General features: G+C 30.8%; 18 protein-coding genes and 4 tRNA genes. 7 read left to right on the top strand and 15 right to left on the bottom strand.

The features are described 5' to 3' along the window. Positions 1-346 precede the first annotated feature (346 nt). Positions 347-811, bottom strand: a complete 465-nt coding sequence (locus ACXLDF_RS02445) for a DUF367 family protein (RefSeq protein ID WP_457556901.1) — start codon at positions 809-811, stop codon at positions 347-349. Between the two features lie 68 nt (positions 812-879). Between ACXLDF_RS02445 and ACXLDF_RS02440 the strand changes: the two genes are divergently transcribed. Then, positions 880-963, top strand: a tRNA-Leu gene (locus ACXLDF_RS02440). Positions 964-1,241: 278 nt separating this feature from the next. Continuing rightward, a complete protein-coding gene (locus ACXLDF_RS02435; protein ID WP_457556900.1) occupies positions 1,242-2,249 on the top strand; it encodes a hypothetical protein in 1,008 nt (335 codons plus the stop codon). A 58-nt stretch (positions 2,250-2,307) separates the two neighbouring features. Here the strand turns inward: ACXLDF_RS02435 and ACXLDF_RS02430 are convergent, their stop codons facing one another. Further along, entirely contained in the window at positions 2,308-3,018 is a 711-nt protein-coding gene (locus ACXLDF_RS02430; RefSeq protein ID WP_457556899.1) for an IbrB-like domain-containing protein, read from the bottom strand. Positions 3,019-3,113: 95 nt separating this feature from the next. Further along, entirely contained in the window at positions 3,114-4,727 is a 1,614-nt protein-coding gene (locus tag ACXLDF_RS02425) for a DUF3440 domain-containing protein (RefSeq protein ID WP_457556898.1), read from the bottom strand. 161 nt (positions 4,728-4,888) lie between these two features. Here ACXLDF_RS02425 and ACXLDF_RS02420 point away from each other — a divergent pair, with 161 nt between their 5' ends. Continuing rightward, the gene (locus ACXLDF_RS02420; protein ID WP_457556897.1) at positions 4,889-5,437 is read left to right on the top strand and encodes a GNAT family N-acetyltransferase; all 549 of its coding nucleotides are present in this window, start codon (positions 4,889-4,891) and stop codon (positions 5,435-5,437) included. Positions 5,438-5,736: 299 nt separating this feature from the next. Here ACXLDF_RS02420 and ACXLDF_RS02415 read toward each other — a convergent pair. Next, positions 5,737-5,812: transfer RNA gene (locus tag ACXLDF_RS02415), tRNA-Glu, on the bottom strand. A gap of 273 nt (positions 5,813-6,085) precedes the next feature. Next, positions 6,086-6,244: a hypothetical protein gene (locus ACXLDF_RS02410; protein WP_457556896.1), complete on the bottom strand. Its 159-nt coding sequence runs from the start codon at positions 6,242-6,244 to the stop codon at positions 6,086-6,088. Positions 6,245-6,786: 542 nt separating this feature from the next. Here ACXLDF_RS02410 and ACXLDF_RS02405 point away from each other — a divergent pair. Beyond that, positions 6,787-6,859 (top strand) — tRNA-Asn (locus tag ACXLDF_RS02405). 174 nt (positions 6,860-7,033) lie between these two features. After that, positions 7,034-7,999 carry a carbohydrate kinase family protein gene (locus tag ACXLDF_RS02400; RefSeq protein ID WP_457556895.1) on the top strand — a complete coding sequence of 322 codons (966 nt, stop codon included), beginning with the start codon at positions 7,034-7,036 and terminating at the stop codon, positions 7,997-7,999. Between the two features lie 181 nt (positions 8,000-8,180). Here the strand turns inward: ACXLDF_RS02400 and ACXLDF_RS02395 are convergent, their stop codons facing one another. Further along, positions 8,181-8,987 carry a PAC2 family protein gene (locus tag ACXLDF_RS02395; protein ID WP_457556894.1) on the bottom strand — a complete coding sequence of 269 codons (807 nt, stop codon included), beginning with the start codon at positions 8,985-8,987 and terminating at the stop codon, positions 8,181-8,183. A 426-nt stretch (positions 8,988-9,413) separates the two neighbouring features. On the opposite strand from ACXLDF_RS02395, the gene ACXLDF_RS02390 reads away from it, so the two are divergent. Next, positions 9,414-10,271: a tRNA sulfurtransferase gene (locus tag ACXLDF_RS02390; RefSeq protein WP_457556893.1), complete on the top strand. Its 858-nt coding sequence runs from the start codon at positions 9,414-9,416 to the stop codon at positions 10,269-10,271. Positions 10,272-10,306: 35 nt separating this feature from the next. On the opposite strand, the gene ACXLDF_RS02385 is transcribed toward ACXLDF_RS02390, so the two are convergent. From ACXLDF_RS02385 to ACXLDF_RS02365, 5 genes are all read right to left on the bottom strand, one after another. Further along, a complete protein-coding gene (locus ACXLDF_RS02385; protein ID WP_457556892.1) occupies positions 10,307-10,996 on the bottom strand; it encodes a protein-L-isoaspartate(D-aspartate) O-methyltransferase in 690 nt (229 codons plus the stop codon). A 274-nt stretch (positions 10,997-11,270) separates the two neighbouring features. Then, positions 11,271-13,001: a hypothetical protein gene (locus ACXLDF_RS02380; protein ID WP_457556891.1), complete on the bottom strand. Its 1,731-nt coding sequence runs from the start codon at positions 12,999-13,001 to the stop codon at positions 11,271-11,273. 249 nt (positions 13,002-13,250) lie between these two features. Continuing rightward, on the bottom strand, positions 13,251-13,796 hold the full coding sequence (locus ACXLDF_RS02375; protein ID WP_457556890.1) for an RING finger protein: 546 nt from the start codon (positions 13,794-13,796) through the stop codon (positions 13,251-13,253). 278 nt (positions 13,797-14,074) lie between these two features. After that, positions 14,075-15,070, bottom strand: a complete 996-nt coding sequence (locus ACXLDF_RS02370; RefSeq protein WP_457556889.1) for a tRNA 2-thiolation protein — start codon at positions 15,068-15,070, stop codon at positions 14,075-14,077. 124 nt (positions 15,071-15,194) lie between these two features. Next, positions 15,195-17,399, bottom strand: coding sequence for a site-2 protease family protein (locus ACXLDF_RS02365; protein WP_457556888.1), 2,205 nt, complete (start codon positions 17,397-17,399; stop codon positions 15,195-15,197). Positions 17,400-17,543: 144 nt separating this feature from the next. Between ACXLDF_RS02365 and ACXLDF_RS02360 the strand changes: the two genes are divergently transcribed. Continuing rightward, the gene (locus ACXLDF_RS02360) at positions 17,544-18,257 is read left to right on the top strand and encodes a hypothetical protein (protein WP_457556887.1); all 714 of its coding nucleotides are present in this window, start codon (positions 17,544-17,546) and stop codon (positions 18,255-18,257) included. Between the two features lie 86 nt (positions 18,258-18,343). On the opposite strand, the gene ACXLDF_RS02355 is transcribed toward ACXLDF_RS02360, so the two are convergent. The 4 genes from ACXLDF_RS02355 to ACXLDF_RS02340 all read right to left on the bottom strand — a co-directional run bounded on the left by ACXLDF_RS02355 (position 18,344) and on the right by ACXLDF_RS02340 (position 21,008). After that, entirely contained in the window at positions 18,344-18,544 is a 201-nt protein-coding gene (locus ACXLDF_RS02355; protein WP_457556906.1) for a GNAT family N-acetyltransferase, read from the bottom strand. Between the two features lie 48 nt (positions 18,545-18,592). Further along, on the bottom strand, positions 18,593-18,820 hold the full coding sequence (locus ACXLDF_RS02350; RefSeq protein WP_457556886.1) for a hypothetical protein: 228 nt from the start codon (positions 18,818-18,820) through the stop codon (positions 18,593-18,595). Positions 18,821-19,244: 424 nt separating this feature from the next. Continuing rightward, positions 19,245-19,350: transfer RNA gene (locus ACXLDF_RS02345), tRNA-Met, on the bottom strand. A gap of 335 nt (positions 19,351-19,685) precedes the next feature. Continuing rightward, the gene (locus ACXLDF_RS02340; RefSeq protein WP_457556885.1) at positions 19,686-21,008 is read right to left on the bottom strand and encodes a hypothetical protein; all 1,323 of its coding nucleotides are present in this window, start codon (positions 21,006-21,008) and stop codon (positions 19,686-19,688) included. Between the last annotated feature and the right edge of the window lie 96 nt (positions 21,009-21,104).

Below are 21,104 nucleotides of genomic sequence, written 5' to 3'. Positions count from 1 at the left end.
GATTTAAAAATTAAATTTAGATATTTTGATCATTATTTTTTGTATAATTTTTTTTCTTCTTGGTTTTTCATTATTAGTTTAAGTTACTAATTTTCTTTCTTTCGTTTAAATGAGTAAAACTTACATAATTTTTATCTTAAAGAAAAATATGCGGGGTTAAGGACATATTTTTCTCGAAAACATGCTTTGGAGTCTATTCTAAATCTATTTTATAATAGAATTCCTATAAGATATTTAAATAGAATAAAAAAAATTAAAATACTCTCTAAAAGGGGGCACTACCCCCATTAGCTACATCTTTTTATCTTTTCTTTGATTTTAAAATAAAAGATAGATAGAATTAGAACTACTCATATTTGGGTAAAAAATTGCGATTAATTTCCCAAAAAGTAATTCCCCACTTAAATTTCTCTAAAAGATTGTACGCTTTTTGTGGGAATCCTGAATAATATAAAGCAGCTGCTAAGGCTTCTGCAGAACTTAGTTTATCCCATTTTCCATAATTTACTGTATTAGCTGCAAGTAAATGTGGGAGTCTGCGTCCAGTTTGGAATTTATGGGTGAAAACCGTATCAATTTGTTTCCACGAGCAATCTATTACAATTATTCCATATTGTGCAATCGAAATATGATCATATTGAGAAATTTCTTTTTCTGCGAAAGGATCCAAGATAATTGCTTTTTTCGGAAATTGCTGTAATTTTTTTCCCATTTTAACCAAACTAAATTTTGCTAGCTTAACAACAGTATTTTTCTTTGGATCATCTTGATTAAGATATAAACAAAATAAACGAGGTTCTTGAGGTTCCATTTTTTATGAGGGAATTTTTATATGTTTAGAAACGTTGACTACCATAAACAGTTTTGCATTTGAAAGACGCGGGGATAATCAAGTCTGGTCCACGATGCTGGACTTAGGATCCAGTGCATAGCGCCGCGAGGGTTCGAAGCCCTCTCCCCGCATATTTCATATATTGAGGTAAAAAAATCGAAATACTAAACTCAATGGTAAATATCACCAAGTTTTTTTTATTAGTCATGGCTTTTTGCTATATCTCAATCAAGATGAAAATCAAACTTGTTATAAAATAATACTAATTCAAAAATAGTAATTTTAACTAAAATAATTCAGCTGATGTTAATTTAATTATAGGATACTGAAATTTTTACGGTATTCTTATTTAGTATATTAGTAATACTTAGATTATTAATCAAAATATTGCACTGCGAAGCTGATAATTATGAGTGTTAGAGAAAGTTTAGTAAAACATTTATCTACAATCATCCGTTCTTCAAAAGCAACAATTATGGCGCTTTTATCAGATGAAAATGGGCTGAGTATTGCTAAAACAGGTCGTAGTACAGATTTAATCCTTGATAGTAATGCCATAACAAGTGTTTCATCTGCTGCTTTTTCATCAAGTGAAGAAAATTGGACTGATTTAGGGATTCAAGATCAAATTATCGCCTTTTCTTTTTTTGAAAAAATTTGTCTTATAACTATTCGCATTCAACAGACTCTTTTAACTATAGTTCATGATTATAATCTGGATTGGCCTTTAGATGCGGATAGTATTGGATCAAGTATTTATCATTTACGGCAAGAAATTCATAATTTCTTTGGTTCAGGAGAGATCAGTGAATCTGAAATAGAAGAATTCAGTAATAATGTAAGAGGCGCGATATATCTCAGTAGCATGGGCACTGAAATTCCATTTGTATCTTATGCCCCATCAAATCATCAATCCCTAGAATTAAATCAGAATATTTCTGCTATATTGGATTCAATTCAAAATCCAATTTTCATTGAATACGGATTAGTTAATTCAAGCGGACTAACAATAGATGCAAGAGATTTATCTCCTGATGATGTCAATTTGTTGTCAGTAGATGCTTTTAGCGCAAATGCTAATGTGGGTTTTCAAAAGATGGTAGAAGAAGCAGATTCTATGAATATAGGAGGTTTAGTTTCATATCTTTGTGTATCTGGTCCAGATCCAGAGAATTTTTATGGTATTCTCAGCAATCCTTGTGGAAAACTGCATTTTAAAGATTCAGATAGTGGCAGTGAAATTCTTTTGCCCGTTTCATTTGTTTCTTTATTTCCAATGATGTACGGTGCAGTCCCAGTGCTATGTGAAGCAAGAAATATTGCCCATTCTATTATTGAGGTAATTGGTGAAGATCATATAACCAAAAAATTCATAAATAGTATTAATGTAATTGTAAAATCAAAATATGAAGAATAAAAAAATTTAGAACAACAAATTTTTTTTTTCCTTGCTTTTTTCATCTATATGATATAGATTAACCGATAGGTGTTATTCTTTTCCGAACTGGTTTTTTTGCAACTGTTTTATTCACTTTTCCCTTTTCTTTAGGATAATAACGCGTTTCAAAATCATCCCAAGATTTTGAAAAGACATGATTAGTAAATGCTTCCTTTAATCCTGAAATTTGTTTTAATCGAAGGACTTCGTCTCTATCCATTCCTAATTTTTGGCAAATTTTCTCATCACTCCAACCTTGTCGAACTAAATCGAGTACTATATCAGACATGGAACGAATGTGGTGTGTTCCTCTGGCCCTATTATGTCGAATAGTAGATCCCATGCGTTCATCCAGTGGTTTATCAATAATTGTTAAGGGAAGATGGCCTTTTATTCGTTTTTTAATATCTTTGAATTCACGACCAACTCGATTACGATGAAATCCGTCAACAATTTCATAATTGCCGTTTTCTAGCCGATAAGCGACAATTGGCTGTGTATACCCATCAGATTTGATTGATTCATAAAGAAGTTTCATTTCAGGTTGTGCAACTCGGTTTGGATTGTAAGTATTTGCTTGTATTTTTTCTATAGGAATCCATAATACTGTATCAACAGGTTCACTAAATGGGGAAAACTGTGCGATTTGAGTGCGCAATTCATTCAAATATGTCACTTGTTCTTCAAATGACATGTTTTCTAGATTTTTCTGAATAGATTTTATGATCTCTTTTATATTGTTCATCATATTATTCACATTTTTTGTTTTCTTTCATGACTCTATCTTTCATAATCATATTTACTTTTTTTTATAAAATAAGCGAGTCTCTTTTCTTTAGTGATTCATTCAATCTCTATATTTATGTCAGTTTTAGGCTTTAAATCTCCTTTTTCATCTTTAATCTTTTTTTTTCCAATTTCTATTGCTTCGATTCTCTTTCGTAATTTACGTTGAATATGTCCATCTCCTGTTAATCGATGTTTTTCACGTAGTTTAATTAAAAGTTCGTCTCCGGCTTTATCATATCCAAAATCCAAATAAGTCATATAAAAATCATTTTTTTCAATCGCTCGAGCAATTGTTTGCCAAGAAACTGATTTACTCCTTCCTGCATCAGGCATTTTCCCATAGGGGATTCCCAGATTCTTTTCACACCAAAGCATATAATATTTTATTTTCTCATAATAACGTCGCATTATTAAAGGTTCATAAATTCCAATAGATTCAAGTAAAAAAACCGTGTACTGTTGCCAAGTTAAATGATCTGGTTTCATTGATGTAAGGTTTCCTAATAGAGATGTGCGACAATATATTGCACCAAAATTAACACCCTCCACCCGTTGGAGTAAGCGTTCCCAAGTTTCTGGTTCAATTACTCGATATTGATCCAATCCTGCTTTTTGGGCAGACCCAAACGGCTGACATATTCTCTGGAGTGAAAGAGGAACCCCATTTTTATACATGTCTTCATAAACATGATTATAATCTAAATCAAATTTTGCTACACAACCCCAAATATCTTCTACTTTCCAATCATAAATTGGATATGCATTGTAAATATCTGGTAATATTTCTGTAGTCCAAAATAATCCCTTATAACGGGGTTTATCTCGGTTTGCTACAGCTAAAAAGCGACGGAGAGATTCATCGGTACGAATTCCTACAACTATTGCTGTTCGTTTAGCTTTTTTCGTTTTATGAAGCCATTGTGAGTATTGAAAAATAAAGCGATCAAAATCATTTATATTTTCAGCAAAAGGAAATGGATTATTATCCCAAGTAATTGCCTCTTCAGGAATGTCTCGTACCCAATATTCTCTTGCAGATTCATCCCAAGTAATAAACTCTGGATTTAAAGCAGAAGTGGCATTATCTTCACAAAATGGCAAACAAATCCAATAAAAATTTTCACAATTCGGTTTCACTTCTTCACGTAATGATTCCACAAAGCGAGCGGTCTCCATATACATGGCTTCAAAATCAATGAACATTACAGAAAACTTTTTGCCCATTTCTGTCGCCACCATATTAGCAAGTTGGAGTGTTACCCCAGAATCTTTACCTCCGCTAATGGCAAAACTTATATTATCAAATTCAGTAAAAAGTAATCGAAGTCGGGCAAAAGTGGCATCTAATACATTTGTTTCAGTATATATTTTATTAGATTTTCTCACGTATTTTATTTCAGGTGAAGCGAACTGAGATATTTCTTGTTTGGCTATTTTTCTTTTTTTTGATGTCTTTTCTTTTTTCTTCTTTAATAATTCAGAATTAGCTGAAAGCCTTCTATTTTTTTCCATTTGACTTTTTATGATAAATTCTGATTGTTTTTGACTTATTTTTTTTTTTAGAATGATTGAATCAGAAATATTCGGAATGACTTTCACTGTGTATTGAAATCCTCTTTCCTTATTTACCTGATCAAGATGTTTAAATTGATTTTCAAATGCGTTCATAAATTTACAGTCACTCCAGCCTCTTACCCTTTATCTATGCTTTTCTTTGCTTATTATATATCAATATCTGTATTTTATCAATGTAATTATTAATGCTAAACTATTTTTAGATTTTGATGATTTTTCTTATGTTTTTTAGTAATGCACTCAATACTTAAATCATGGCTTTTAACTCTGATTTTAATCTTAATAATGATTTTTATTTAACGTTGCTTGAACGTTCATCTATGGATAAATTTATTCGAGTTATTAATTCTAATTATGAACGTATTAAACCTTTTCTTATCAATCCGTATCAACATCAAGCCTATTTCTTGACATCATTATGGGTGGATAAAATTTTTCAAAAACACAAATTTTATTACTTTCATTCAAAAAGGTGCCCTAATGATGCAATTGGCGCAGTCACCCTCAAAAAAATCGTCGATTTTGCCTATATTGAATATTTCTTTATCGATGCTTCTCGTCTCCATCGTGGATATGGAAAAATTATGCTGAATTTGCTAGAAAAAATCATTCGAGATCTCAACCTAAAAAAAATACGCCTTTTAGTTCATAAAGATGCAGTATGGGCACAGCATGCTTATCAAAAATATGGATTTCACCTTCTTCTTTCGGATAAACATCAAATCATGGAGTTTGAAAATGGAAGAATCGCACCTTTTTTTTTAGTTAACCATTTACTCTATGAAAAAATATTATCAGATTAAATTGATTAAATAAAAAAAAAATCATAAAGCATTAAAAGTTGCAAGAAGTGAATAGGTATGAAGTAATATTGCTATCTCTTCAGTTATATGTTGGATTTAAAGAATTTTGAAGATAAATGATTTGGATAAATTATCTCCCTTTAATTATGAATTTTTTTGGTTTTTTCTTTATTACATTGATATTTTGATGATAAATATTAAAGTTGATCAAAATCGATCTAATTCTTAGATATATTTAATTATATTCCCAATTTAACCAAATTAAGATCTAATTATAAATAATTACATGATAGAAGAATTGGTGCCCACGCAGGGACTCGAACCCTGGTCATCGGGGTGAAGGCCCGAGATGCTTGACCGCTACACTACGTGGGCTTAAGAATTCACTTTGGAATACGATATATAATGGGGCATAATTTTAAAATTTTTCGAGAATGTAGAGTAAAACCGTCATTTTTGTCTGAACACCTCAGAAAACCATAAAGATTTTATGCAACCTTTCTTAAATAAAAGTGAATTGCCTTGAGTCTTCAATCTTTGCAAAATTGTTATGAAATTTCAAGTTCAGTTATATTTTTTTCAGAATCCACAAGTAATAAAGGTAATTAATCCACTGAACTCTCATTTCAAAATTTGTGAAGAAGTTTTTTAAATCTTATGTGTTTCATATCTTATGCGTAGGAGAATTTCATCTAATGGAATATCAAGTTCATCTGCCCAACGATATTTCACTTTAGGTGTTGAACATTGTTCGTTTGGACATTCTGGATATTCTTCCCAAGATATATGATTATTTGCTAATACCATGTGGAAATAGAAACAATTCAAGGATAAATATGTAAAGAATCACTAATTTCGGAATTTTTTTTGCGATGATTTCTAACCAAAAATTAGAAAATTTGCAAGAACATCTGCTTCCGACATATTTCGACAATTTAATTCATAAATAGGGTGAAAGACTATAAATATTAAATATTCAACCACATCTTTTCATTTCTATGGATAATCAAAAAAAAATTTTTAAGAGATTGAGAAATCTGAAAAAAAATTTGGCTAAAAATTAATGTTTTCTATTTTCTACTATATAATTTTTAATTCGCAAAAAGAAATAGATATATTTATTGGAAAATTAGAAAAAATGCAAGTTTCAAAAAAATATTATCGTATTTTTCAACATTAAGTAATAAAATTTATAGGAAAAAATAAAAGAATATTCCAATTACTTGTAAGCGTTTTTATAACTGATTACTGACAAATTAACTTTTCGCTCTTTGAACAAAAAAATTTTTAATTGAATGAATATTTTATCTTTTGTTAGTTCTTCAAGTAAAACTAATAGATTTGACCTTGCAGGAGTAGCTTAGTCGGTAGAGCGGTCGGCTGTTAACCGGCAGGTCGCAGGTTCGATCCCTGTCTCCTGCGCTATTTTTCTCCCCATTTTAATCGATCAGAATGTATTTTAATCATATAATCATACAAATTTCATGAGATAAAATCTTTGGTTGAATTTTCCTTTAATTGAAGAAATCGAAAATTTTGAATGAGATTCTTCAGTAAAAGATGAAAGTTTTTTCGAGATGTAATGCTCACTAATGTATGTCAAATAAATCTTTATTAGTGCTTGGCTCTATAGCATACGACTTTATCATGCAATTTCCAGGAATTTTTAATGATAATCTAAGCATTGACACTGAAAAGAATATTTTTAATTTGGCCGTAATGCCAGAATCAAAGAAAAAGAGTTTCGGCGGGACTGCAGGAAATATCTCCTATAATTTGGGATTATTAGATGTTCCTACACGAGTGATTACAAGTGTCGGGAGAGATTTTGATACTTTGGGTTATAAACAGCGTATTAAAAATATGAAAAGTGTGAAATTTTGGGGCGATGAACATCCCGATGAATTTACTGCTACTTGCTATATTGTGAATGATCAGAATCATAATCAGTTAATTATCTTCCATGAAGGAGCGATGAAGCGATGTTCTGATATAAAGTTAGTAGAACATGGTATTTCTAAGAGTTCCATTCAATTTGCTTCTGTGAGTCCTGATAATCCTGGAGCGATGGTGGCATGGGCAAAAGAATTGATAAAGTTAGAAATTCCATTTATATTTGACCCAGGACAGATGGTGCATTATTTTAAGAAGCAAGATTTGATGGAAATCATACCTAATGCTTACCTAATAATCGGGAATGAATTTGAAATGAAAAAAATTGAAGAGATTCTCGAGACTGATTTAGCAGGTTTAAGGGCGTTAAACTCAATGATAATTATCACTTTAGGTGAGAAGGGAGCCGTTTGTTATTGGGGAGAAAATGAGAAACATATTCATCCGATGATTGTGGAACACGTAGCTGATACAACAGGAGCAGGGGATGCGTTTCGTGCAGGTTTACTTTATGGATTATATAATCAGATGCCTTTAGTTAAAGCGTGTAGATTTGGAGCGATTATATCTGGGTTTACGATTGGAACAGTGGGTCCACAAAATCAAACATTTACACTTGAAGAAATCCGGGAAAAATTCAGTATAACTTACGGAGATGAATTATTGTAATTGTGTGAAAGAACGGATCAAGATTAGAGAAAAAGTAGATAGGAAAAATGAGAAAATAGGGTGAATATAATCATAAAATTTCTCACTTTATTCACTCTCATTTAGTGAAATTCAAATGATGAAATAAGTATATCATATAATTAATAAAGGAAAAAACAAAAAAGATAAAAGATCTAATCGCTTAGATATATAGAGATTTATCTGTTTCAGTGAGTTTTACCTTGGGTTGGAATGAGTCGAGTTCATCTTCCAATGCTTTTCGCTTATTCTCTAAATCTTGTGAGATTTCATTAATTCTATTTTCGCTATATGCGTTTTCTATCGGTAATTCATAAAATTTACCAACTTTTTCCAATAATTGAATTGATGCTTGCAAATCTGTGAAATTATCATTCATTACAGCAGCATTATCTGTTTCAGCCAAAAGTACCGTTCCTTCAATACCGAATCGTGCCTTCGCTATGGTTGGAATCAGCCCGTTTGAACCAATAATGACTCCTTTACTTACTTTTTTCGCTTCTCCTGTTGCAAATAAACGTTCGATACTTTCATTATCAGTAGAAGTAACATAAATATTAATTTGATCAGGGTCTGCTTTTTTGGTGGGATAAGCACCAAGCGAAAGAACTTTTGTGATACCGAGTTTATGGATGATTGTAGCCAGATAGTCTGATATTTCGTAAATTCCCCGAGGTGACATAGCTTGTGCGTCTGCAGTAATGAAAACTAAATCTTGCTGTTCTTTAGGGTCTTTATAGAATAAAATCTCTGCTTTAGGTGTGGATAGCAAGCTGTTATCGATAATAGCGCCTGCAGGATAATCATTGAAGATAATTTCACAATATTTAGTGGCTTTAAAGATACCAATAAGTTGATCGACTGCGAATTTTCCGATATCTGCAATCCCTGGCATTCCTATAATACATAATGGATTGTGAAGATCGGACGGTTGAAGTGTGGTGAATTGGATAAACCGGAAGTTTTGCATGGATGGGTGTCACCAAATTTGATTTCCAAAGTCATGAGGTGTGAGTTGCGTAAAAAAGGTTACCGGACTGAGGTTTTCAAGGTTCTTATAATGAGAAATGATCTCGCTTGTCTAATCAAGAGGATTACTATGAACGGGATATTATCAAAAGATGTGCATAATATCACAAACAATGTTTACTTATAAAGAAATAAGAATAGCTAGATGAGAATAATCTCGATAAAAAGTAAAAGGAAAATATGTAATTGTAGTAGCAATTAAATGATCTAATAATTTTTATTAATGAAATTTAGAAAATCAAAGATAGAAGCTTAAATTGTCAACAAATGCTGTAGAAGGGGAAAATTCAATAAAGATCAGATGTTGATAAGCAATGGAAAAAAAAATAATAATAAATCAGGTCAAATAGAAAAAAGTGAATTAAACATGGAAAAAGATAGAGCAGATAATCATTTAGAATCGACAACGGTGAGAATAAAAGAACCGGCGATTTTACATCTTAAGAAAGTGTTAAGCTCTATATCTTTTCAAGATTTTAATGAAAAAAAAAAAGAAACTTTAAAAAATCATGCATATAAAAAAAAGATTTTAATAAATCAGTCTCAAGAAAAATCATCTCAGCATAGTAATTCTGTTCGAAATCCACTTCCCTATTTTGTTTCTCTTTTGTCAACTGGATTAGACAGCCCAGTTGCTACATATTTGATGATGCGACAAGGAATGGATTGTATCTCTATTTCATTTTTAAATGGAGGAGATGCTCGCAAAAAGAACCAAATAAAAATTTTGGAAATTGGGCAAAAGCTTGTTGAATTGACCAAGAGGAATTTATATTTACTGTTTATTAATTATGATCCTATTTTACAACAGTTTCAGACTCAATGTGAGCCTCGAATGACATGTTTAATCTGTAAAAGGACAATGATGGATATAGCAAAGACAGTTGCTCAGGAAATTGGAGCGCAGTTTATTGTAAATGGTGACATTCTTGGGGAACAAGCGTCCCAAACATTAGATAATTTGTTTGTAGTACATCAAATTAATCGAGAAGTTCCTGTAATTAGACCATTAATTGGATTTGATAAATTAGATGTGATAAAAATTAGTCAGAAAGTAGGTTTTTTTCCAATTAGTTTATTGGAAGGAGTTTCATGCGAATATAATCCAAAATATCCAGAAACACGCGCAAAAATTCACAAGATCGAAGTTACAGAGAAAAATATTAATCGTCCAGCTATCCGAAAAACCATTTTAGATAATTTTGAGCTTTATCATATTATATGAATATTTGTCTTTATTTAGACAATTTATTCTAATTCTTAAGAGAATCCAAATTTACCAATAAGAGGAACGAAACGTACATCGCATTTCTTTCGTGTGTAAAATTTTTCTCCTGATTTTTCACCCAGAATCAATTCTTGGTTGCCATATCGATTACCTACAGGTATACAGATTTTTCCGTGAGATGGTGAGAGTTGATCAATCAAAACTTGAGGAATATTAGGACCTGCTGCAGTGACCAAAATTCTATCGAAGGGAGAATTTTCAGGCCATCCTTGAGTTCCATCATCAACTTTCATATAAATATTAGTTAAATTTAAGCGAGAAAAGATTAATTCAGCGCGATCAGTTAATTTTTTAATACGTTCGATTGTATATACTCTACCCCTATTTGTAACTAAGAAACTTAATAAAGCAGTATGATAACCACTTCCTGTGCCAATTTCTAAAATTTTCATTCCTGGTTGAATTTCCAGATATTCACACATCATTGCATGCATATGGGGTGCTGAAATTGTTTGGTTGTTACCAATTGGGAGTGGTGAATCTTGGTATGCAGAATTTTGTATTTTTTTCGGGACAAACCAATGTCGGGGAATGGTCAACATTGCCTGATAAACGGAATTGCTCCTTAAAATTCCATATAGTTTTAATTTATCAACCATTTCACGACGTTTATTAATCATATGCGATTGTTCATTATAATCATCAATATTAAGTCCTCCCAAATTTATCACTTCCAAATTTCATATATTTATGAAAATTATGTAGAATATTCATACATTCATGCATCTAATTATTCTCCAAATAATAATCAGAATACATCCTTAAAATTCCTCCTTTAAATAGTGTTAATAAGATCTTTTAAGGAAATTGTCAACAAATAAAACAGTAAAGGGATAATTTAAAAAGAAAGTATCAATTCTATCCAGAAGAATATAAGATCGAAAAAAAATAAAACTAAAAAAAAGAATATAAAAAATTGAAAAAAGAATATAATTATTAAGTAGAATTTAAGATCTTTAGCAGATTCTCTATCTCCTCTTTGGGATTTAATTCCTGGAATGAATTTATATTCATTTCATATTCATTTGAATAGTCTGAATAGCGTGTTTTTCCTCGAAACTGAAATTCTTTACCTACTAATTCTAGATTTTTCATTTTTAAGAAATGTTCTAATTCTCCAGCATCTTCCAATTCTTTAATTCGATCTGTTTTTGTATTTAGGAAGATTTCAGCCCTTTCGCCCATCAAAGTTGCACGTAATATTCCGGTTTCATCATCCAAACTTATATTAAGAATCATTCGATTAACTTGATCTCCTGGTGGATTACATTGACAATTATCTATCTTCCGATTACATTTAGAACAAGCGCGGTAAATTGTAATTCTACGAATGTCTCGAATCAAGGTTGCTTTAATAGAATAAAATTCTGCCTGGTTAATCTCTTCAATGGTTGCTTGTTTAGCTGGCACAAATTTCGTAGGTTGTTCTACTGTATATGTAGTATTTATGGCTCTCTCAATAGGGACAATTTGACCCGTACGGGCTAAAGTTCCTTCATATTGGTTTGAAAAATTATTTATTTTAACTGAAACTTCTTTGAATCTATAGGATTGGTGAACTTGAAGGTTTGGATCAACTTTATCTCCCCATAAATTTAGACGAAGAGCACCAGTTTCATCAGCAATAATAATTTTCATCAAATCAATTTGTCTTCCATCTCGGGTTGAGATTGTACGGTTTTCTTCAATTTCCTGTATTACTGCTTCAATTGTGCCAAATCCACCTTTTTGAGTCAAATCAGAGATTGTACGGGTTTTTGCTTGGATTTTTTCGATTTGTATTGGTACATTTGAATCTGATGGACTAATTTGAATAATTTTTGTATTTGTAGTAGCAGTTAAGTCGATTTTTGATTTATCTCGATAGTTTACTTTTGGAGTTAGAAAAGTAATCTGAACATATTGATTTGGCTCAACATTATTTAATTTATCACAATGATCCCCCCAAAAAGTAATGAAAACAATATCAGTATCATCACGAATTCCTACAGATGCGCGTTTACCTTCACTTCCATCTTTTCGTTGAAAAGTTTTGGGACCATAAATTCCTGTTATCAACCCTTCTACATTTGCAAAAGGGAGAGAAAGAGAAATGTCAATAATCTTAGTGATTTTGATATTTCCATTATGTTTTTTTGGGATTAATTGACTATCAACGTTATCAGGTTGTAATTGAATGCGACTTTTAGATCCAATATGAATTTCTAAGCTTTTTTGATTCCGATCATGTTTTACAAAACCATTTACAATACGTAGTATTTCACCTTTGACAAATCCACTTTCATTCGCAATTTGGGTGTTAAATTCACCCCAGGCAATACAACGAATCATCCCAGATGTATCTTCTAAAATAAATGGTAATAAACTACCTTGTGTTCCGTCCTTTTTACTAAAAGTCTTCACTTCGCCGATATTTACAATCCTTCCAACTATATTTGCGTTTTTATTAGCTGCTAATTCATTAATTTTTTGATCTGCATCTAAATTAGCTGCATTTTGATTTTCTTTTAAATCAACACCTAAATTTTTTGCTACAATAACAATAGCGCCCTCTTCATCAATTAACCCGCTGAGTTCTTTAATTTGTTCTTGTATTTTTTCTTTAATTTCACTAGGTGTTAAACCTGATTGATTAATAATTTTTTGAATGGTCTCTTCAAAATCCATTGTGGCTTCACTTTACCTTATTTTAATCTGCATTAAAACATAACTATTATTCCTCTAAGATTTTTTAAACTCATAGTTATGTAAAATTATTCAAAAATTAATAAATGAAATATATAAAATTAAGAAAACTAAAAAGAAATATAAGAGGAATTATCCAAAAGATGAAAAAATAAATTTCTTAACAATAATTCTTGATTTAGTATGTAATATTAACTCCTTTATGGAGAACAAGAAAAAAAGTAGCAAAAATTAATCTGCGGGGATGGGGTTATTTTCTTCATCTAATTCTAATCCCTTTTTGCAAATTGGGCAGCTGTGTCTCATAGATATCCATTCTAAAAGATGTTCTGAATGTGCTTTAGAATTACATAAAGGACATGCTAATACTTCATCAAAAATACTGATTCCTTTACCACATACACTACATTTAACACTTTCTTTTGAATTAATTTTAATTATTCCTTTCGAAAGATCTAATCCGATATCTTGGGCTGTATCTTCAGTTGGAATAATAATTTTTAATTCACTGCCGTCCTTACTTCCTCGTTGGACGCAAAATACTGTTCCGCGCGTTCCATCAGTACGATTCCCAATCCATCTGACAACACCTGTGAAAATGTTTTTGCCTTCTTTTCCTACCATCATTTTAATATTCGTATTTTCCAAGACAAATGTTTGAATTACTTTTGTAAATTTAACATCCTCCACTTGTTGGGCTAAAACTTGAATCAGATATTTAGGGCCTTTGAAAACAATCGGCTTTATATTTATCATGCTTTGTTTTTTCTTAGCCATCCCGATCAACTATTTTAATTTTTAATGTGATAAATAAAATAATTACTTCTTTACCTAAAAAAAATTGTGCTCCATTTTTCTTCCGATCAAATCATAATAACCTTATAATAAAATATTTTCTTCTTTTCTCCTTAAATGTCTTCCGAATGTAATTAATTTATTTTAACATTTTTCGTAAAAGACGTTGATGTGTTTTCAAAAAAAAAAATGAATCTTTTTTTTCGATTTATATCAAATTTCGGGTAAAAATTCTAAAAAAAAGTTAAAATCTTGATTTCTTAATCAGTATCTAACCCTAATTCTGATTTCAAATAGCAATAGTAACATAAATCTCGTGAAGGTCCTGAAGGTTCATTGCATATTCTACAAAAATGTACTGGATTTGAACCTAAATCTTTAGATCTTTTTGTTATTACATAGGAATCTTCATCATTATTACTGTGAAATGCCATCTTGATCGATTTTTCATGAAAACGGATTAAATTATATTTAATTTCAGCGGATTGTTTTTCTAATTGATTCAGAAAAATTTGAACATGCTTTCGTAAAACAAAATATGGTTCAACATAGGGACATGGTGTGGTTTGAATAGGAAAACCCTTATAATAACAATAAAGTGTTATTTCTGATTCTGGAACCTCCATTAATGGTTTTACTCTAGGAATAAAAATCCCTGTTTCATCCTTCTCATTTCCCCATGGAGGGTGTTGAATTATTCGAGTCAGATCATTTCGAAGAATGTTTTGAAGTAAGGTTTCCGCTTGATCATCTAAATTATGACCAATAACCAAATAATCTGCACCTAATTCTCGTGCTTTTTCATTCAATAATCGTCTTCGAACAGTTCCGCAAATAGTGCAAGCATTTACAGAAAGATTATTAATATTCTTTATACATGCATCCAAAGTTGCACCGAATTCATCTTGAAACTTTACAATATGCAAGGGAACATTCCATTTTTGACAAAATTCTACTGCAATAGCTAAACTTTCTTCTCGATAACCCTTAATTCCTTCATCAATTAGGATTGCATGAATATCTGAATGAGATTGGCGGTGCTTTTGAATTTGTAAAACATTGTAAAGCACAACCAAAGAATCTTTCCCTCCAGAGATTCCAACTGCTAATTTATCGTTAGCTGAAAACATTCGGTACTTCCGCACCGTTTTTAGAATTTTTTTCTCAATAGTTTTAATAAAATGCTGTTTACATACATATTCATTTGAAATTCTACGATGATATACTGCAGAATTATCACAATAGTTACAGTGCATGATTTATTTCATTTTCTTTATTTTTTCAGAATGCATTCAAACATGATTATTTGTTAATTACAAAAAATTAAAGCAATACTAAAAAATGAATAATAAAAAAAAAGGTAAGATAAAAAAAGTAATACTACAACCAGAAAAAGGTATCGTTAAATTTCACAAGAGAAATTATTAGACTGGCGGCAATTATGGCCCCAGTTAACCAAGAAATCACCCTGTAAATCCTTTTTTTTACCAGTTCCTTTTCATCATGCTCAAATTCGACTTCCACTTCAATAATTGTTTTTCGAGAAGGGACTTTTATCTCAACAATTTCAATAGTATCGATATAACCATTTCCATAAGTATCAATCGCTTTAAATTTTAAGTCCCTATCTTTAATTTCAGTTGATATTTGTGTGGATTCAGTTGTCATTAATTCAGATATCTCTTTTTGTGGTTGGTTTTGATCTTGAATTTTAGTTTGAATCTGAGTTTGACTTTCTATAAGATTGGTGGATTTCTGTTCTTCTGGAGCGATTCTACATGAAAGGATTTTATGTATGTTATGTGTAAATAGATGTTGCTTACGATCTTCTGGATTAAATTCATATCTTAACTTTTTAATTGCTTTAGTATCGTATCTTTCTCCTACAATTTTAGCAACAACCTCTTTCATCATTCTTCCCCCATCAAAAATTCCTGCAGGAAGTAAATTAAAAAGGGCTAAACTGAAAGAAATCATCCATGTATAGAATAAGAATTGGTAATACTTTATTGGAAAATTTGGACCAGTAATTCTTCCTAACCAATTTTTTGGAATTCCATATGATCGAGAGCTAATTCCTATATAAACAGGAATCACTGGAATAGCTGCAGTGTTAATTGTATAGTTTTGTCCAGTTTCATCAGTAAAAATCAAATGATCTCCAGGATGAGGATTAATATTTTCGAAAATAAAATCCCGGAAACTTTGATTTGCAAGATTGATGAAGATCCCATTTATTTTTGTGATAATAGTCCCTTCAGGGATTCTTCCTTCATTTATTCCACCTTCTGAGTTATTTGCAAGAATTTGTGATATTTGAATTTTGTCCGCATCAATTTGCGTGAAATTTATTCCTACAAACACATTTCTGAGTACGTGAGCCATGGGAAGTTGAGGTGCAAAATTGACATCAATAGTAATATTTATACCTCTATCATCAGTTAAAACTAATTTATAATCTGGAGTAAATTGAGTTAAGAATGTATTTAATGTGATATTGTTATCGTAATTTACTAAAGTTCCATTTATATGAGTAAAAATTTTTCCAGAAAGATCTAGTTCATAATTATTTCCACCTTGAATTGCTGGGACTATTTCTGTCACTTTAAATGCAGTAGTGTTGTATTTTTCAAATGAAAATCCTACATAGGATCGCGCTCCTAACACTACAGTCCGGCTATAATATGCGTGAGAAGTCGAATTATAGCATTCAAATATAAGGCGATCACCTGCTGAACATCGTATACCTGTCTGATCAGCAGTTTGATTAAGTAATATTTGGGTTAATGTAGGTCCTTCAAAATTGTCAATCAAAGTACCATTTACCTTTAAAACAATATCACCTGCTTGAAGATTAAATTCATTATATCCTCCTTCGTTGTTCGTAACAACCTCAGTAATTTGAAATCCTTGAGTTTCATAACTTAATTGCATTGTCTGTGGATATAAAAATAAAAGGAGAAAGATAAATCCTGCCAGTATGATATTTGACCATACACCAGCAGCTGCGACTCGTAAACGAGTACCAGAAGAAAAAGCCCTTGAATTTAATTGAAAATCATCTACTTCTACGAAAGCACCATAACCTACAATGAAAAATATCCCCGCACCCAATATTCCTGATGATTTTACTTGAACACCATCAGTTTCAGCGGCAATTGCATGAGAAAATTCATGTACTGTTATTGTAATTAGGAGAGGTATTATCATCACTGTAAACATCGGAAGATCAATAGTTACCCCTGGAATTAATGGCATAATGGCATTTTCGGGTTTTGGATTAATTATTAACTGGAAAAAATTCGAAACAAAGAAATATAATGCGTAAAGCATCAAAATAAATGAGATCACAATTCCAATATTCCAAAAAAACTTCCAAAACTTAGGAGATTTTTTGGCTATTCGATGAAATAATTTATTAAGCCATTTTGATCGAATTAATATTAAAAAAGGAAAGAAAAGAGTAACATTATCGCGCTTTTTACCTAAAATTTTTATTAAGATAAATGCAATGAGCCAAAAAGATAATGAGATTATAAACAATGGGCTCTGAATTAAAGAAAGTACTAAACCGCTTAAATCCATGCGATATCTAATCTTCCACAAATTAAGAAAATTCCTATTTTTGAATAAAAAGAAAAAATGGATAAAAAAAATCAAAAGTGTGCAATGATAAAAAAGAATATCGAAGTTTAAAATTATTCCCATAAAGACTATTTGATGATTTAAATGCTTGAAGGATTTAATTTAATATTATTAGGGACTGGTCTAAAACTTCTAGGACTATCAATCTTAGCTTACATCATGCTTCATCGCTGGTTTAGACAGGAAAAACGCTATATTGGAGATTTTCCGTTTTTAATGGGAATTACTTTTATTATGTATGCCATTGGAAAAATTTATGATTTGATGGTTTATTATTATCTTGCAGGAGGGCAACCATTTCAAAATTTATCTGAAATTAACTCGCCTTATGGATTATTTTTGATAAAAATACGCTTCTTTTTCAGCCCACTGTTAGTAATTATTCCGTATGTAATAATTATGTTGGAAATTTGGATGGATGATAAACCGAAATGGCAGATTATTATCACATCATCTTTCAGCGCCAGCAGTATTACTGCAATTCTTGTGTGTCAAACATATGCGCAGATTTTACTAGTTAGTGCTTCGATTACAGTTGTTCCTGTACTTTTATCAGTAGTTTCCTTCTTTATAATTTATCAAAAAAGACGAATGCCTGAGATTAATTCATTATTGATTGGTTTTGGGCAATTGTTATTCATCATTTTACAATTTATTCGCCCAATTTGGGCTCAATTTGGAAGTGATCCTGTTTGGGGTTTAACATGGTTAGCAGAAATCATTGAAACAATTCCATTGGTGATAAATGGATGGGGTTTTTTAACTCCTGCATGGTTTTCTGAAAAATTAAATATGTAGTTGCCTTGAAACTCTCAGTTTTTGAGTCAAAGTTCTTTTTATATCTATTAATTCTTTTTTAAATATGAATAAAGAATAAATTAAACCTAATCTCTTTTTTCCATATAATTATTCCTAAGTTTAAATCCTAATTTTTGGAATAGTGTTTTTCCTATATCAGTAGCATGGAGAGTAGCAATTGGTATATTTTGCTTTTTCATATACAAGATTATAGATCTCATAAATTTTTCTTCAATTCCATGTCTTCTGTATTCCTCAATAACTACAATATTCAAGATATATCCTATTTTTCCAGATAAATTGTTCGGTCCAAGAGGATGTCTATCTATGACTAATCATCCTGCCTCAATTGCTTGATTTTCTTGTATTTTCGCACTCCATCCTATAAACATGGAAGAAGGAATACATTCTAAAAAATAATCTCTTGAAATCCTAATTGCTTTATCCAATAATTGTTTATCAATATAGCAACTCATCGATTCAAACATTACTCTTCGTAATTTTAATAAACCCTCTATGTCGTTCAATGTACATTTACGTATGTAAATTTCTGCTTTTAACATGATAAAATGTACTTTTATAATTTTGTTACACAAATTAAATATAGTTAAGAAGAAAAATTATTTTATCAATAACTTAGGATTTAAAATTACAATATTTTTAATCCTCTAATACAGAATTCGATATTAAGAAAGTAAAGATCTTTCCTTAAATATATTATTTGTTTTATATATTTTACCAAATATTTTCACTTGTTATTAAACTTGCACTAGAGAATATTCATAAGAAATATTCATACCATTTATTCGTTTTATCTATTTTCAAAGGAATTCGTTCTATTTATTCGCTTATCTTAATAGAAATTTAATTGTTGAATTATATGATAGTTTTCTAAATAGTAATCAAAAATCACGAAATTTCAGTATAGATATTTAAGAAAAATGTAAAAATGTTGTAAAATAACAATAAAACTACGTATGAATATAATAGCGAGAGGGGGATTTGAACCTCCCGATCTCAGGGTTATGAGCCCTGCAGCCTAGACCAGAATTGCCTACAATGCGCATTGCATTGGCACCTAGCCCATCTCGCTATAGAAAAATAGATTATGTGATATGAAGACGCGGGTGCTATTAAGATTTTCGGGTATTGGCTAGTAATAATAATAGGTTTGCAGAATGAAAATTTGGCGAAACAATAATATCTTCAATACTCCAAGTTAAAGAGGAAAAGATTGAAAATAAGAAAGATATTTACTATAATCTGCGTATTTTGTAATGTTTGTAAATCATTTGAGAACATTTAAAGAGAAATTCAGATCTTTTAATATATTAATAATAAGAATAAAAATTAGAGAATTTGATGAATTATTAAAACGAAGGATCTCCTAATTCACACCACTTTTTTAATCTTTTTCACATATTTTTCTCACACTATGAGTTTTAATATAGGAGATTTACGTATCATTGTATTTAAGAAATTTGATTGGAAATTATGATTAAAAGTCAAACTAAATAATATTAAAGGATTGTTTCGACAAATGATGAATGCACGAATTTTTCGTTCAATCGTTTCTGCTGTTTTTGGGCCTGATAACACTAAAAAATTCGAAATCAAACTATTTTTATGCTCTGCAAGATTATTTTGAATGAATCTTTTTGGGTAAAGATTTATGACTTCTTCTAACGCTGCGCTAACAGCAGGAAGAATATTTTTACCGACTCGTACCGTTTTTCGGTACGGGTCAATCTTTGCATATCCACGCTTTCCTTTATCAAATACTGTTCGATATCCTTTAGAACCTCGTTTCTTTTTAGTTTTTGGCTTCTTTTTCTTTTTACCCTGTCCGTTTTTTGTTCCTTTTTTTCTGCCACGCTTTTTCTTCATTTTTACTGCAAGATCTTCTACTGATTCCATATAATAATATTCGCGAGTCGCCTTTTTCTTCACAAAATCAGATTTCACACCGATTGTAGTGATTTTTCGTTTGTTTTCTTCATAATCATAGTGTTTAACAACGATATCTTCGAAAGGTTTTTTATGTCGATGCATGATTAAAGTTATTGGGCGTTTAAGGTTTTTTGCACAGGATTTAGTGCCTCCCCATGCATCTGCAGTGATTACTTTCAAAGGTTCTTGTGAATTCTGGTCGGCTTCTAAAAAAACATCACGAATATCTTCCCAAGTGCGAGTTTTAGACACTTTGAGGCCTAACACCTTGTGAGTTGCATATCCTGTTGCCATAATAATATAAAACGAGATACCATTAATCTTCAGAAATGTCTCATCGATTGAAACAGCATGTTCAAACTGCGGTTTTTCAACCAAATTTTGAAGTCCATGTTGTTTATCTAGCATATTTTGAAATTTTTTGCTTAAATAAGTCATTAAACTGGAAGAAATTGAATAATCTTTGGCAATATCGATTAATTTTCCTTGAGAATAAAACAATTTTGTCATAATTTCATCTAAATACATTTGAACAATGCTTTTGATGAATAAACTTGAATAAACCGTAAATTGTTTCCCCTGCTTTGCATTATTTAGGAAAGAACACTTGGGATTTCGACATTGATAACTTTGTACGCGAGATTTTCCTCGCTTTTTTGTTCCATCTTCTCCAACTAGGGGAGATTGACAAATTGGACAACATATTTGAATTGATTTAAGCACAATCTGCTCATTATTATCAGATTCTATTACAAAATCATGATATTTTTTTGTAACGGGCATTTTAAGGCGAGTTGTCATAATTATTCAAAACAGAGGTGTAACTTAAACTTTACGGAATTCTTTAACCAAGCATTTTTGAGTGAAAGTATATCGTTTATCTAGAAAATTAATGTG

This window comes from Candidatus Harpocratesius sp. (assembly GCF_054039255.1).
Note: the sequence above shows the minus strand (reverse complement) of the source record. Positions and strands in the feature narration are given on the sequence as shown.

Coding starts and splice junctions, on each gene's coding strand:
- ACXLDF_RS02380 (WP_457556891.1), bottom strand. CDS start 13,001: ATGGATTTTGAAGAGACCATTCAAAAAATTATTAATCAATCAGGTTTA.
- ACXLDF_RS02425 (WP_457556898.1), bottom strand. CDS start 4,727: ATGAACGCATTTGAAAATCAATTTAAACATCTTGATCAGGTAAATAAG.
- ACXLDF_RS02370 (WP_457556889.1), bottom strand. CDS start 15,070: ATGCACTGTAACTATTGTGATAATTCTGCAGTATATCATCGTAGAATT.
- ACXLDF_RS02400 (WP_457556895.1), top strand. CDS start 7,034: ATGTCAAATAAATCTTTATTAGTGCTTGGCTCTATAGCATACGACTTT.
- ACXLDF_RS02350 (WP_457556886.1), bottom strand. CDS start 18,820: ATGTTAAAAGCAGAAATTTACATACGTAAATGTACATTGAACGACATA.
- ACXLDF_RS02390 (WP_457556893.1), top strand. CDS start 9,414: ATGGAAAAAGATAGAGCAGATAATCATTTAGAATCGACAACGGTGAGA.
- ACXLDF_RS02375 (WP_457556890.1), bottom strand. CDS start 13,796: ATGGCTAAGAAAAAACAAAGCATGATAAATATAAAGCCGATTGTTTTC.
- ACXLDF_RS02395 (WP_457556894.1), bottom strand. CDS start 8,987: ATGCAAAACTTCCGGTTTATCCAATTCACCACACTTCAACCGTCCGAT.
- ACXLDF_RS02360 (WP_457556887.1), top strand. CDS start 17,544: ATGCTTGAAGGATTTAATTTAATATTATTAGGGACTGGTCTAAAACTT.
- ACXLDF_RS02445 (WP_457556901.1), bottom strand. CDS start 811: ATGGAACCTCAAGAACCTCGTTTATTTTGTTTATATCTTAATCAAGAT.
- ACXLDF_RS02420 (WP_457556897.1), top strand. CDS start 4,889: ATGGCTTTTAACTCTGATTTTAATCTTAATAATGATTTTTATTTAACG.
- ACXLDF_RS02430 (WP_457556899.1), bottom strand. CDS start 3,018: ATGATGAACAATATAAAAGAGATCATAAAATCTATTCAGAAAAATCTA.
- ACXLDF_RS02340 (WP_457556885.1), bottom strand. CDS start 21,008: ATGACAACTCGCCTTAAAATGCCCGTTACAAAAAAATATCATGATTTT.
- ACXLDF_RS02410 (WP_457556896.1), bottom strand. CDS start 6,244: ATGGTATTAGCAAATAATCATATATCTTGGGAAGAATATCCAGAATGT.
- ACXLDF_RS02365 (WP_457556888.1), bottom strand. CDS start 17,399: ATGGATTTAAGCGGTTTAGTACTTTCTTTAATTCAGAGCCCATTGTTT.
- ACXLDF_RS02435 (WP_457556900.1), top strand. CDS start 1,242: ATGAGTGTTAGAGAAAGTTTAGTAAAACATTTATCTACAATCATCCGT.